Below are 12423 nucleotides of genomic sequence, written 5' to 3'. Positions count from 1 at the left end.
CCGCGGATGGGGGCCTGGGGCCGCGAGGTCACGCGGACAGGGTCTCGCGGACGGTCAGGGTGACGTCGACGTTGCCACGGGTGGCGTTGGAGTACGGGCAGACCTGGTGGGCCTGCTCGACGATCTGCTCGGCGACCTCGCGGGGCGCGGCGGGCAGGTCGACGACGAGCTGCACGGTGAGCCCGAAGCCGCCGCTGCCGTTCGGGCCGATGCCCACCTCGGCGCCGACCACGGAGCCGGTCACGTCGGCCTTGGCCCGGCGGGCCACCAGCCGCAGCGCGCTGTGGAAGCAGGCCGCGTAACCGGCGGCGAAGAGCTGCTCGGGGTTGGCCGCGCCACCGGTGCCGCCCATCTCCTTCGGCACGGCCAGGTCGAGTGCGAACGTGCCGTCGGAGGTCTCGACGTGGCCGTCCCGGCCGTCGCCGGTGGCGGTCGCGGACGCGGTGTAGACAACCTGCATGGTGGTCACTGCTCCTTCTGTCGGTGGATGGTGTCGGTGACCCGGGTGAGGGTGTCGCGCAGCGCGACCAGCTCGTCGAAGCCCAGCCCGGTGGCCTGCGCGATCCGCAGCGGGACATCGCAGACCCGCTCGCGCAGCGCCCGGCCCTGCTCGGTGAGGCCCACCTCGACCCGCCGCTCGTCGCGGGCCGACCGCCGCCGCACCACCAGGCCCGCCCCCTCCAGTCGCTTGAGCAGCGGGGAGAGCGTGCCGGAGTCCAGTCGCAGCTCGGCGCCCAACTCGGACACCGTGGGGGCGTCGTCGGGACGCTCCCAGAGCACCAGCAGCGCCAGGTACTGCGGGTAGGTCAACCCGACCTCGTCGAGGATCGGCCGGTAGACGTCGGTCAGTGCGCGCGACGCGGCGTAGAGCGCGAAGCACACCTGCCGGCGCAGCACCAGGTCATCGGTCACCGCTGAACCGTAGCCCACAATTAAGTTGTGCACAACTTATCGGGCCGCAGGACGGCCCGGCAGGCCGCCTGGGCGGGTACCTCAGCGATCGCCGAGGTACGCCTCCAACTCCACCTCGACCAGGTGCTCCGGGTCCAGCAGACCGGCCACCACCACCAGGGTGGCCGCCGGCCGGACCGCGCCGAAGACCGCGTTGTGCGCCCGGCCCACCTCGTCGGCGTGCAGCCGGTCCGTCACGTACATCCTGGTCCGGACCACATCGCTCGGCTCCGCACCCACCTCGGCCAGCGCGGCCAGCCCGATCCGCAGCGCCTGCGCGGTCTGCGCGGCCGCGTCACCGACGTGCACCACCCGGCCGTCCACCGTCGCCGTGCAACCGGCCGTCCAGGCCCGCTCACCGGCCCGGACCACCCGGGAGTACCCGTAGCGCTGCTCCCACGGGCCGCCCGACCCCAGCCGGGTCGTCGTCACGCCTCGGCCAGCGTCCGCAGCGCCTCGGCCACCGTGAAGGCACCCGCGTAGAGCGCCTTGCCGGCGATCACGCCCTCCACCCCGGCCGACTCCAGGGTCGCCAACGCCCGCAGGTCGTCCAGGGTGGACACCCCACCCGAGGCGATCACCGGCCGGTCCGTACGGGCACACACCTCGCGCAGCAGATCCAGGTTCGGCCCGCGCATCGTGCCATCCTTGGTGATGTCGGTGACCACGTACCGGCTCGCGCCCGCCTTGTCCAGTCGCTCCAGCACCTCGTACAGGTCACCGCCGTCGCGGGTCCAACCCCGCGCCGACAGGGTGTGACCCCGCACGTCCAGCCCGATGGCCACCCGGTCGCCGTACTCCGCGACCACCCGGTCGCACCACACCGGGTCCTCCAGGGCGGCGGTCCCGATGTTCACCCGGGCCGCTCCGGTGCCCAGCGCCGCGCGCAGGGACTCGTCATCACGAATGCCCCCGGAGAGCTCCACCTTCACGTCCAACTGGCGCACCACCTCCGCGAGCAGGTGCGCGTTGGTGCCCCGGCCGAACGCCGCGTCCAGGTCGACCAGGTGGATCCACTCCGCGCCGTCCTGCTGCCAGGCCAGCGCCGCGTCCAACGGGTCGCCGTAGATGCTCTCGCTTCCGACGGCGCCCTGAACGAGCCGGACAGCCCGGCCGTCAGCGACATCCACGGCGGGTAACAGGGTGAGGCTCAAGGTCTTCTCCTCGATCAGGTACGACGGTCCAGGGCGATCACCACGATCGCCGGCAGTACGAGCAGCAAGAGCACGATCAGCGCGATACGCAACGCCAGGTTGTCGACGAACGTCCAGATCAGGATCAACGCCGCGCCGGTGAGCAGCACGATCGCGGCCCGCTCACCCCGAGTGTGCCGGGCCAGCCGCCCGGAGCGACCCCGCCGCAGCCGCGGCGTCAAGCTGCGGACCACCGCGCGACGGCGCTGCCGCCGGGCGACCTGGCGCTGCCGGACCGCCCGCTCCCGGGCCTGCTCCGCCTCCCGCTCCGCCCGCCGGCGGGCGCGCTCCCGGCTCACCGCGACGCCCGCCGCTCGGGCACCGCGCGACGCCGCTCAGTCACCGCTGGGCAACGTGGCGAGCCAGTTGCGCAGCAGCGCGGCACCGGTGTCGGCGGACTTCTCCGGGTGGAACTGGGCCGCCGACAACGAGCCACGCTCCACCGCCGCGACGAAATCCGTGTCGTGGTGGGCGGTGGTCACCGTGGCACCGGCAGCGGCCAGCGCCGCCGGGTCGCCCATCGCGTACGAGTGGACGAAGTAGAACCGGCTCTGCTCCGTCAACCCGGCGAACAGCACCGACTCCCGCGGAGCCCGGACCGTGTTCCAGCCCATGTGCGGCAACCGGTTGGCGGCCAGCCGGGTCACCCCGCCGGGCAGCAGCCCCAGCCCCTTGGTCACCACTCCGTGCTCGTCACCGTGCTCGAAGAGCACCTGCATGCCCACGCAGATGCCGAGCACCGGCCGGCCAGCAGCCACCCGTTCGGCGATCACCGGGCCGGCGCCCAGCGCCTCGATCCCCGCCATGCACGCCGCGTACGCGCCCACACCCGGCACCACCAGACCATCGGCGGCAGCCGCCGCGGCCAGGTCGTCGGTCACCCGGACGTCCGCTCCGGCGGCGGCCAGCGCCCGCTCCGCCGAGCGCAGGTTGCCCGAGCCGTAGTCGAGCACCACCACGTCACTCATGTCGTCACCCCGATCACCCGTTCTCCGGCAGCAGCCGCAGCACCCCGGCGACCGTGGCGAGCACCGCGAGCGCCGCGGTGATCAGCACGGCGGCCTTCGGCGCGCCCTGCCGGTAGAGCGACCAGGTGCCGCCCACCAGCACCCCGGCCAGAATCAGCAGCAACGTCGGCAACGCGGCACCCATCAGACCCGCCTTCCATTCGCGACTGCGGGGCTCCGCTTCGCTGCACTCCTCGCGCTCATCAGAGCGCGCCCTTCGTGCTCGGGATCGCTCCGGCGGAACGCGGGTCGATCGAGGTGGCCTCGCGCAACGCGCGGGAGACCGCCTTGAACTGCGCCTCCACCACGTGGTGCGCGTCCGGGTGACCACCCGGCCGGGCCGCCCGCAGCACGTCGACGTGCAGCGTGACCCGGGCTGCCTGGCCGAAGGACTCCCAGATGTGCCGGGTCATGCTGGTCGCGTACACCGGCCCGATGTAGGGGGCGAGCACCGGCTCGTCGTGCACCACGTACGGCCGACCGGAGAGGTCCACAGCGGCCCGGACCAGCACCTCGTCCATCGGCACGGTCGCCGAGCCGTACCGCCGGATGCCGGCCTTGTCGCCCAGTGCCTGGTCGAACGCCGCACCCAGGGCGAGCGCGGTGTCCTCGATCGTGTGGTGCGCGTCGATCTCCAGGTCACCCACGGTGCGCACGGTCAGGTCGAAGCCGCCGTGCCGGGCGATCTGGTGCAGCATGTGGTCGTAGAAGCCGACGCCGGTGCTGATCTCGGCGGCACCGGTGCCGTCGAGATCGATCTCGACGAGGACCTTGGTCTCCTTGGTGATCCGTTCCACCCGGGCGGTCCGACTCATTGCGAAGTCTCCATTGCAGAAAGGAAGGCGTCGGTCTCGGCGGCGGTGCCGGCGGTCACCCGCAGCCAGCCGGGCAGGCCGACGTCACGGACCAGCACCCCCTGCGCCAGCAGGGCGTTCCAGACGACGGTCTGGTCGCCGCCCACCTCGAAGAGCACGAAGTTGGCGTCGCTGTCGGCGACCCGCAACCCCCGCTCGCGCAGCGTCGCCACGATCCGGTCCCGCTGCGCCATGATCGCGCTCACCGTACCGAGAAGGGCGTCGCGGTGGGCCACCGCCGCGCGTGCGGCGGCCTGGGTGAGCGCGGAGAGATGGTACGGCAAACGGACGAGCTGCACCGCCCGCACCACCGCCGCGTCGGCGGCCAGGTAACCCAGCCGGCCACCGGCGAAGCCGAACGCCTTGCTCATCGTCCGGGTGACCACCAGCCGTGGGTGGCCGGGCAGCACCGCGAGGGCACTGACCGTCCCGGGTCGGGCGAACTCGGCGTACGCCTCGTCGACGACCACCATGCCGGGCGCGACGTCGAGCACCGCGGCGATCACCGCCGGGTCCAGTGCCGTACCGGTGGGGTTGTTCGGCGAGCAGAGGAAGACCACGTCCGGCCGGTGCTCGCGGACCTGGGCGACCGCCTCCTCGGCGGTCAACCCGAAGTCCACGCCGCGGGCGGCGGGCACCCACCGGGTGCTGGTGCCGAGGGCCAGCAGCGGGTGCATCGAGTACGCCGGAACGAAGCCGAGCGCGGTGCGCCCCGGCCCGCCGAACGCCTGGAGCAGCTGCTGCTGGATCTCGTTGGAGCCGTTGGCCGCCCACACCTGCTCGACGGTGAGCCCGTGCCCCAGATATTCGGCCAGGTCGGCGCGGAGCGCCACCGCGTCCCGGTCCGGGTAGCGGTTCAGCTCGCGCAGCTCGGCCGCGAGCGCCTTGCCGATCGCCTCGACCACCGGCTCCGGCACCGGGTGGGAATTCTCGTTGGTGTTGAGCCGCACCGGCACGTCCAACTGCGGCGCCCCGTACGGCGACAGCCCCCGCAGGTCGGCCCGGATCGGCAGATCGTCCAGGCTGGTCACGTTTGCCCTCCCGGGAAACGGGCCTGGACCGCCTGGCCGTGCGCGGGCAGGTCCTCCACGTTGGCCAGGGTGACCACGTGCGGGGCCACCTCGCGCAGCGCGGCCTCGGTGTATTCGATCAGGTGCACGCCGCGCAGGAACGACTGCACGGACAGGCCGGAGGAGTGCCGGGCGCAGCCGCCGGTGGGCAGCACGTGGTTGGAGCCGGCGCAGTAGTCGCCGAGCGACACCGGCGACCAGGCGCCCACGAAGATCGCTCCGGCATTGCGGACCCGCAGCGCCCACTCCCGGGCGTCCACCGTCTGGATCTCCAGGTGCTCGGCCGCGTACGCGTCGACCACCCGCAGCCCCGCCTCGAGGTCGTCGACCAGGACCACGCCGCTCTGCTCACCGGTCAGCGCCGTGGTGACCCGCTCGGTGTGCTTGGTCGCCGGCACCTGCCGGGCCAACTCCGCCTCGACCGCCTCGACCAGCGCCACCGACGGGGTGACCAGCACGCTCGCGGCGAGCGGGTCGTGCTCGGCCTGACTGATCAGGTCGGCGGCCACGTGCGCCGGGTCGGCGGTGTCGTCGGCCAGGATGGCGATCTCGGTCGGCCCGGCCTCGGCGTCGATGCCGACCACGCCACGCAGCAGCCGCTTGGCCGCGGTCACCCAGATGTTGCCGGGGCCGGTGATCAGGTCGACGGGGTCGCACCGCAGCTCACCCGCCGGGTCCACCGCAGCGCCGTACGCCAGCATCGCCACCGCCTGGGCCCCGCCCACGGCGTAGACCTCGTCGACGCCGAGCAGTGCGCACGCGGCGAGCACCCGGGGATCGGGCAGGCCGCCGTTGTCCTTCTGCGGCGGGCTGACCACCACCAGCGAGCGCACCCCGGCCGCCTGGGCGGGCACCACGTTCATCACCACTGTCGACGGGTACATCGCCAGGCCACCGGGCACGTAGAGGCCGACCCGGTCGACCGGCAGCCACCGCTCGGTGACAGTGCCGCCGGGCACCACCTTCGTGGTGTGGTCGGTGCGCCGCTGGTCGGCGTGCACCCGACGGGCCCGGGCGATGGACTCCAGCAGCGCGGCACGCACCGCCGGGTCGAGCACCCCCTCCGCCTCGGTGATCGCCTCGACCGGCACCCGCAGCACCTCCGGGGAGATGCCGTCGAACCGAACGCTCGCCTCCTGGATCGCTGGGTACCCATGCTCACGGACCGCCTCCACCAGGGGCCGGATGCGCTCGACGGCGACGGACACGTCGAGCTGGGCACGGGGCAGCAGACGGCGCGGGTCACCGAGACCGTCGCGCAGGTCGATCCGATTCAGCACCCTTGCGAGTCTAGGCGGCCGGGCCGACGTCCACCCGAGCCGCCCGTCCGCCGGGACGGTGAGCCGGGCCACGCCCCCGGTGCCGAGATTGGTTAGGCTCGACCATGTGACCGCACGGCTGCCGGTGTTCCCGCTCGCAACGGTGCTCTTTCCCGGGTTGGTGCTGCCGCTGCACATCTTCGAGGAGCGCTACCGGGCGCTGGTCCGGCACCTGGTCGGCCTGCCCGAGGGTGCCCCGCGCGAGTTCGGCGTGGTGGCCATCCAGGCCGGCTGGGAGGTCGCGCCCGCCGGTCCCGCCGGTGCCCCGGCCACGTCGAGCGTCGGCGAGGTGACGCTGCACGAGGTGGGCTGCACCGCCGAGCTGCGCCAGGTGACCGAGTTGGCCGACGGTGGTTTCGACATCGTCACTGTCGGCCGCCGCCGGTTCCGCATCGCCGAGGTCGACGACAGCGCCGAGCCCTACCTGACCGCCGATGTCGAGTGGCTGCCCGACCCGGGCGGCCCGGACGAGGTGGCCGATCTGCTGGCCGCCCGAGTGATCGCGGTGTTCCGGCAGTACCTCGGCCTGATCCGGTCCGACCCGGAGGAGATCTCCGAGCAGTTGCCGGAGGACCCGACCGTGCTCTCGCACCTGGTGGCGGCGACAGCGGCGCTCACCGTCGACGACCGGCAACGGCTGCTGGCGATCGACGACACCGCCTCCCGGCTGCGCGCCGAGCTGCGGTTGCTCAACCGCGAGGCGGCTCTGCTGCGTCAGGTGCGGGCGGTTCCGGTGCCGCTGTCGGAGCTGGCGTCCCCGCCGACACCCAACTGAACTCCCCCGGCTCGGGCTCCGGGCGTAGCCCCGGCCACCGCGACCAGCCGGCCAGCAGGGTGTACATGACCGCGGCCCCGAACGCCGGCAGCAGCAGGTTGCCGTGCGGCACCGGCAGCACGCCGAGCAGCCAGTCCACTCCGCCGGCCCGCAGGTCGGCGGGTTTGCTGAAGGCCTGCCCGGCCGGGGCGGTCGCCAGCAGCCGGTCGAAGGTGGCCAGACCGATCCGCCGTCCCACCTGCCAGGCCACCGGCGCGGCGACCAGGGTGCCGAGCACCGCGGCGAGCAACCCGACCGGGCCGCGCCGCCGACGCAGCACGAACCACAGGGCGAGCGCCACGAGCAGCCCGAAGGCGAGCCCGAGCAGGCTGAACCAGCCGTCGGCGGCGATCGGCTGCTCCGGTTGCGGCTCGGCGTAGATCGCACCCTCGGCGGTCTTGAGCACCGGGGTGTCCGGCGCGAGCGCGGCCCAGAGCAACCCGAGCGGAACACCCAGCGCGGCCAGCGCGAGCACGACGCCCAGCACCGTCGCCAGGGCACGCAGCGGACGACGCGGTTCGTCGAACCGAAGCTCCAGCGAGCTCTGGTACGCCGCCGAGGGCGGCAGTGGGCCCGGACCGAACTCGCCCGGCGCTGTCCCGGCCGACGGGTCGACCTCCGGCGGTTTCGCGTCCGGCGTACGGGGTGGCGCGGATTGGTCGGGCTCGTCGACGGGCCGCTCACGGTCGGGGTTGTCCGGGCTCACCCGATGATCCTCTCAGGCCCGGTGCGCGGCCGGGGCTCCGGTGGCGGCAGACCAGCTCACCGGGCGAACGGCTCCACCATCATCGCCGCGGCCCGCAGCCACGCCTGCCGGGTCTCCGGCTGGAGCTGGTGGTACTCGATCGACGACCCGGTCTCCAGAGCCGGGTCGTACGGCACGACGGCCACGCCCCGGGTACGGGTGGCGAAGTGCCGCTCCAGGTCGTCCTGGAGCGTCGAGCGACCCGGGGTCGGGCAGGAGATGAGGGTGATCGCGTTGTCCGCCAACTCGCCCATGCCCTCCTCGTGCAGCAGGTCGAGCATCCAGTCCGCGCTGAACGCCGCGTCCTCGCGGGGCACGGTGGTCACCACCAGCTGGTCGGCGGCCTGCATCACCGTGCGCCAGTTGGGGCTCTCCACGTTGTTGCCGGTGTCCACGCAGACCACGTCGTGGGTGCGCCGCAGCAGCTCCAGCACCCGTCGGACGGTGAACTGGTCCAGTCGCTGGGCGAAGCGCGGGCTCTCCTCGCCGGCCAGCACGTCGTACGAGCCGTCGGAGGCGTGCCGCAGGTAGTCGTCCAGCCGGTCCAGCAGGGTCGCGTCCTCCAGGATCTCGATGTGGGCCAGGTCGCTGATCAGGTGCCGGATCGTCCGGGCGTGCCGGGCGCTGCCGGCGCGCAGGCCGAGGGTGCCGCGCAGCTCGTTGTCGTCCCAGGCCAGCACGCCCTTGCCGCGGACGCTGCCGACCGTCGCCGCGGCGAGCACGGTGGCGGTCGTCTTGTGCACCCCGCCCTTGGGGTTGGCGAAGGCGAACACCCGGGGCGTGCCCAGGTCGCGTTGGAGCACCCCGTTGGCGCGCTCCTGCTCCGGGTCGACGGCCGGTGGCCGCCATTCGATCCGGGCCGGGTAGGCACGCTCGGCGACCGCCGAGCCGACCGCCGGGGCGGGTGGTGGCGGGACGGGCGGCGTGACCGGCACGGCGACCGGCGGCGCGGGCGGTGGGGCGACCGGCGGGGCCGGTGGCGCGGCGGCCGGGTAGCCGGTCTCCGGTTGGTAGCCGGTCTCCAGCAGGGCGTAGCGCGATTCCACCGGCGGGTCGCCCGGTCGGTAGCCGTTGTCCAGCAACGCGTAGCGCGACGGGACCGGGTCGGGGCCGCGTGCCGGCGGCTCGGGCTCGGCCCGGTACGTCGGTTCGGCCCGGTAGTCCGGCTCGGCCCGATAACCCGGGTCGGCCCGGTAGTCCGGCTCGGCCCGGTAGCCGGGCGTGGCGAGGTAGTCCGGCTCAGCGCGGTAGTCCGGCTCAGTGCGGTAGCCCGGCTCGGCCCGGTAGCCGGGCTCAGCGCGGTAGTCCGGCTGCTCGGTCCGGTACGCGGGCTCCGCTCGATAGTCCGGCTCGGCCCGATAAGCCGGCTCGGCCCGGTACGCGGGCTCGGCCCGGTAGTCCGGCTCGGCCCGGTACGCGGGCTCGGCCCGGTACGCGGGGTCGACGCGGTAGGTCGCCTCGGCCCGGTAACCGGGCTCCGCGCCGTACGACAGGTCGGCCGGATGCCCGATGGCGGGTGCCCGCCCGGCGTAGCCGTTGGGGGCCGCACGCCGTGGCAGCGGGTCCGGCGGCGGTTCCTCGCCGCGCCGCTCCGGCTCGGTCTGTTCCGCGCCGCGACCGCCCAGCCGGGCACGGTCCAACAGCGCGCGCCACCGCGGCGCTGGTTCGGCCGGCCGGCCCCAGCCGGTCTCACTGCCCTCCACGGCCCGCCCTCCCAGCGCCATCGATCTCTGTCTGACAGGCTACGAACCCAACCCTATTCGGACCACACCTCAGAGCGCACACCAGCCGGTGCAGATCACGACGACGGCGATGGCGGCGACGGCTCGGCGAGGGTGGCGTCCGGCGAGGTGGTGACACTCGGCGGCGCCGACTCGGTGGGCTCCGGCTTCGACGGTTCGGGTGACGGAATGGTCACGACTGGTGCAGGTTCCGACGATTCGCCCACGGGGGGCGACGGCGCCGGTGCGCTGATCACCGGCGCTGGCCGCTCGGACCGGGTCGGTGCGGGGCTCGGCCCGGTGTCGACCGGCGGGCGCACCACGTCACGCTGCTCGGGCAGGGGCGGCGTGAAGACCGTCCGGTCCAGCCGGTACACCTCGGGGGCGGGGTCGACCGCCCGTACATCCGGCCGGGCCGCGACATCGCGCAGCGCCACCGGCGTCGCGCGAACCACCGCCGCGTAGACGCAGGCGCAGCCGGTGCGGTACGCGGCCGCCTCGGCGGCGGCCACCTCGGCGCCGCTGGCGTACTGCTCCCGCAACTCCCGCTCGCCCACCCCGTCGCCGTCGACCGCGGCGGCCCTGGCCCGGTAGTCGGCGGCCTCGGTCTCCTTGCGGACCGCCACCTGTTCCATTCCGGCGACCACGTCGTCGGGCACCCGCAGCGCGGGGATCTTGACGATCTCGGTCTGCCGGCCGGGCAGCGGAACCCGCCCGAAGACGGTCGAGACCCCGACGTCGCCGAGCACCGTCGCCAGCCGCTGCGGAGGCAGGTACGCGTCGAGCGTGACCAGCGCGTACGTCCCGTCCTCGGCGGCCGGGGCGGACGCGGGCAGCGCGGCCAGGTCGGCCGCGGCGGACCGCAGGTAGCCGGGGACGGAGTCACCGTCGGCAACGCCGACCCGGGTCACCTCGCCGACCGTCCGGTCACCGACCGGAGTGTCGTCGACGGCCCAGACGGCGGTGCCCAACACCGCCGCCGCGGAGAGCACCGCGGCCCAGCTGAGCACGCCGGAGCGCGCCGACCGGTCGCCCAGCCGGGCCACGGCCCGGGTCAGCGGCGGCAGCAACCGCTGGTCCAGCTGCCGCAGCAGGTTGCCGGCGCGCACGGGCGGGATCCCCTCTGTGGAACGGTGTCGGGCGGTCGCCGCTCAGTCACGCAGGATCTGAAGCGCACGGTCCAGGTCGTCAGGGTAGTCGCTGACGAACCGGACCTCGTCCCCCGTTCGGGGGTGCAAAAAGCTCAGTTCGCGGGCGTGCAGCCACTGTCGGGCCAGGCCGAGACGGGCCGAGAGGGTGGGATCGGCGCCGTAGGTGAGGTCACCCACACAGGGGTGCCGCAGGGTGGAGAAGTGCACCCGGATCTGGTGGGTCCGACCGGTCTCCAACCGGACGTCGACCAGGCTCGCCGCCGGGAACGCCTCCAGGGTGTCGTAGTGGGTGATGCTCGGCTTGCCGCCGGAGACCACCGCCCAGCGGTAGTCGTGGGTGGGGTGCCTGTCGATCGGCGCGTCGACGGTGCCCCGCAACGGGTCCAGGTGACCCTGCACCACCGCGTGGTAGCCCTTGTCGACCTCGCGGTACTTGAAGGCCCGCTTCAACGCCGTGTACGCCTGCTCGCTCTTGGCCACCACCATGATCCCGGTGGTGCCCACGTCGAGCCGGTGCACCACGCCCTGGCGCTCGGCGGCGCCGCTGGTGGAGATGCGGTGCCCGATCGCGGCGAGCGCGCCGATCACCGTCGGCCCGGTCCATCCGGGGCTCGGGTGCGCGGCCACCCCGACCGGCTTGTCGACCACGACGATGTCGTCGTCGGCGTAGACGACCCGCAGGCCGGGCACCGCCTGCGGCACCACGGTCGGCGGCGCGACCGGGGCGGGCAGCGTGACGTCCAGCCAGGAGCCGGCCTTGACCTTGTGCGAGTTGGGCCGGGCGGAGCCGTCGACCAGCGCGTCCCCGGCGTCGACCAGGGCCGCGGCGGCGGTGCGGGAGAGCCCGAACAGACGGGACACGGCCTGGTCCAGGCGCATGCCGTCGAGGCCGTCGGGAACCGGGAGGGAACGGTGGTCGCCGCCAGCGGCGAACGCGGAGGTCATGCCCGCTCCCGCTGCTCGGCGCCCGGCGCGGCGGCGTCCGTCGTGGCCGGGTCGCCGTCGCGTCCCGCCCGCCGGCCGTCACGCTGGCGGCCGGTCAGCTCCAACAGGACGGCCAGCAGCACGCCGCAGACCAGCGAACTGTCGGCCAGGTTGAACACCGGCCAGACCTGACCGTACGGGTCGAAGAGGCTGATCATGTCGACCACGTGCCCGTGGAACGGGGACGGCGCCCGGAAGATCCGGTCGACGAGGTTGCCCAACGCGCCACCGAGCACCAGGCCGAGCGAGATCGCCCAGGGCAGCGAGCGCAGTCGCAGTGCCATCCAGACGATCCAGCCGACCACACCGATGGTGATCAGTGGGAAGACCCAGGTGTGGTCCGAGCCGATGCTCCAGGCCGCGCCGCTGTTGCGGGTCAGGCTCAGGTAGACGAACCCACCGAGCAGCCGGACCGGCTCCCGATCGGTCAGCGCGGCCAGCGCGAGGTGCTTGGTGACCAGGTCGGCCAGCAGGGCCACCAGGGCGACTCCGGCGAGAATCGCGACGGCCCGGGGCCGGCGGGTGCCGCCGCCCGGATCGGTGCGGCCGGGTTCGGCGGACGGTACTGCGGTCATGCGCTCCCCATCGACAGTCTTGGCGGTGATCGCTCACCG

16 protein-coding genes are annotated in these 12423 nt (G+C 73.8%); 1 reads left to right on the top strand and 15 read right to left on the bottom strand.

What is annotated here, in order from left to right; all coding sequences use genetic code 11:
- Positions 1-28 precede the first annotated feature (28 nt).
- The 10 genes from GA0070561_RS29285 to hisD all read right to left on the bottom strand — a co-directional run bounded on the left by GA0070561_RS29285 (position 29) and on the right by hisD (position 6355).
- Positions 29-460: an organic hydroperoxide resistance protein gene (locus GA0070561_RS29285; protein ID WP_091408072.1), complete on the bottom strand. Its 432-nt coding sequence runs from the start codon at positions 458-460 to the stop codon at positions 29-31.
- A gap of 5 nt (positions 461-465) precedes the next feature.
- Positions 466-912: a MarR family winged helix-turn-helix transcriptional regulator gene (locus GA0070561_RS29280; RefSeq protein ID WP_091407758.1), complete on the bottom strand. Its 447-nt coding sequence runs from the start codon at positions 910-912 to the stop codon at positions 466-468.
- A gap of 81 nt (positions 913-993) precedes the next feature.
- Positions 994-1383: a RidA family protein gene (locus GA0070561_RS29275; RefSeq protein ID WP_091407756.1), complete on the bottom strand. Its 390-nt coding sequence runs from the start codon at positions 1381-1383 to the stop codon at positions 994-996.
- Positions 1380-2105: a bifunctional 1-(5-phosphoribosyl)-5-((5-phosphoribosylamino)methylideneamino)imidazole-4-carboxamide isomerase/phosphoribosylanthranilate isomerase PriA gene (priA, locus tag GA0070561_RS29270; protein WP_091407754.1), complete on the bottom strand. Its 726-nt coding sequence runs from the start codon at positions 2103-2105 to the stop codon at positions 1380-1382. Before priA ends, GA0070561_RS29275 begins: the two co-directional genes overlap by 4 nt.
- Before the next feature lie 14 nt (positions 2106-2119).
- Positions 2120-2443 (bottom strand): hypothetical protein, encoded by a 324-nt coding sequence (locus GA0070561_RS29265; RefSeq protein ID WP_091407752.1) that lies wholly within the window; start codon positions 2441-2443, stop codon positions 2120-2122.
- 36 nt (positions 2444-2479) lie between these two features.
- Positions 2480-3112, bottom strand: a complete 633-nt coding sequence (gene hisH, locus GA0070561_RS29260; protein ID WP_091407748.1) for an imidazole glycerol phosphate synthase subunit HisH — start codon at positions 3110-3112, stop codon at positions 2480-2482.
- A gap of 13 nt (positions 3113-3125) precedes the next feature.
- Entirely contained in the window at positions 3126-3296 is a 171-nt protein-coding gene (locus GA0070561_RS33825; RefSeq protein ID WP_167362522.1) for a hypothetical protein, read from the bottom strand.
- 58 nt (positions 3297-3354) lie between these two features.
- Positions 3355-3966 carry an imidazoleglycerol-phosphate dehydratase HisB gene (gene hisB / locus GA0070561_RS29255; RefSeq protein WP_030334475.1) on the bottom strand — a complete coding sequence of 204 codons (612 nt, stop codon included), beginning with the start codon at positions 3964-3966 and terminating at the stop codon, positions 3355-3357.
- Entirely contained in the window at positions 3963-5036 is a 1074-nt protein-coding gene (locus GA0070561_RS29250; RefSeq protein WP_091407745.1) for a histidinol-phosphate transaminase, read from the bottom strand. The genes hisB and GA0070561_RS29250 overlap by 4 nt, the downstream gene beginning before the upstream one ends.
- Positions 5033-6355 carry a histidinol dehydrogenase gene (hisD, locus tag GA0070561_RS29245; protein WP_091407743.1) on the bottom strand — a complete coding sequence of 441 codons (1323 nt, stop codon included), beginning with the start codon at positions 6353-6355 and terminating at the stop codon, positions 5033-5035. The genes GA0070561_RS29250 and hisD overlap by 4 nt, the downstream gene beginning before the upstream one ends.
- Positions 6356-6461: 106 nt before the next feature.
- On the opposite strand from hisD, the gene GA0070561_RS29240 reads away from it, so the two are divergent.
- Complete coding sequence (locus tag GA0070561_RS29240; protein WP_091407740.1) at positions 6462-7169, top strand: LON peptidase substrate-binding domain-containing protein; 708 nt, start codon at positions 6462-6464, stop codon at positions 7167-7169.
- Here the strand turns inward: GA0070561_RS29240 and GA0070561_RS29235 are convergent.
- The 5 genes from GA0070561_RS29235 to lspA all read right to left on the bottom strand — a co-directional run bounded on the left by GA0070561_RS29235 (position 7084) and on the right by lspA (position 12384).
- On the bottom strand, positions 7084-7914 hold the full coding sequence (locus GA0070561_RS29235) for a DUF2567 domain-containing protein (protein WP_091407737.1): 831 nt from the start codon (positions 7912-7914) through the stop codon (positions 7084-7086). The two genes, GA0070561_RS29240 and GA0070561_RS29235, sit on opposite strands and share 86 nt — an antisense overlap.
- A 56-nt stretch (positions 7915-7970) precedes the next feature.
- Positions 7971-9677, bottom strand: coding sequence for a MinD/ParA family ATP-binding protein (locus tag GA0070561_RS29230; protein ID WP_091407735.1), 1707 nt, complete (start codon positions 9675-9677; stop codon positions 7971-7973).
- A gap of 74 nt (positions 9678-9751) precedes the next feature.
- On the bottom strand, positions 9752-10783 hold the full coding sequence (locus GA0070561_RS29225) for a hypothetical protein (protein ID WP_091407732.1): 1032 nt from the start codon (positions 10781-10783) through the stop codon (positions 9752-9754).
- 42 nt (positions 10784-10825) lie between these two features.
- Positions 10826-11770, bottom strand: a complete 945-nt coding sequence (locus tag GA0070561_RS29220) for an RluA family pseudouridine synthase (RefSeq protein ID WP_091407730.1) — start codon at positions 11768-11770, stop codon at positions 10826-10828.
- Positions 11767-12384, bottom strand: coding sequence for a signal peptidase II (gene lspA, locus GA0070561_RS29215; protein ID WP_091407727.1), 618 nt, complete (start codon positions 12382-12384; stop codon positions 11767-11769). The genes GA0070561_RS29220 and lspA overlap by 4 nt, the downstream gene beginning before the upstream one ends.
- Between the last annotated feature and the right edge of the window lie 39 nt (positions 12385-12423).

It is taken from the genome of Micromonospora saelicesensis (genome assembly GCF_900091575.1).
GTDB classification, from domain to species: Bacteria; Actinomycetota; Actinomycetes; order Mycobacteriales; family Micromonosporaceae; genus Micromonospora; species Micromonospora saelicesensis.
The sequence above is the reverse complement of the archived record's forward strand: the minus strand, read 5'-3'. Positions and strand labels throughout refer to the sequence as shown.

Excerpts from the sequence above, each read along its gene's own strand:
- GA0070561_RS29285 (WP_091408072.1), bottom strand. The coding sequence starts at position 460 with ATGCAGGTTGTCTACACCGCGTCCGCGACCGCCACCGGCGACGGCCGG.
- hisH (WP_091407748.1), bottom strand. The coding sequence starts at position 3,112 with ATGAGTGACGTGGTGGTGCTCGACTACGGCTCGGGCAACCTGCGCTCG.
- GA0070561_RS33825 (WP_167362522.1), bottom strand. The coding sequence starts at position 3,296 with ATGGGTGCCGCGTTGCCGACGTTGCTGCTGATTCTGGCCGGGGTGCTG.
- hisB (WP_030334475.1), bottom strand. The coding sequence starts at position 3,966 with ATGAGTCGGACCGCCCGGGTGGAACGGATCACCAAGGAGACCAAGGTC.
- GA0070561_RS29230 (WP_091407735.1), bottom strand. The coding sequence starts at position 9,677 with ATGGCGCTGGGAGGGCGGGCCGTGGAGGGCAGTGAGACCGGCTGGGGC.
- GA0070561_RS29220 (WP_091407730.1), bottom strand. The coding sequence starts at position 11,770 with ATGACCTCCGCGTTCGCCGCTGGCGGCGACCACCGTTCCCTCCCGGTT.
- lspA (WP_091407727.1), bottom strand. The coding sequence starts at position 12,384 with ATGACCGCAGTACCGTCCGCCGAACCCGGCCGCACCGATCCGGGCGGC.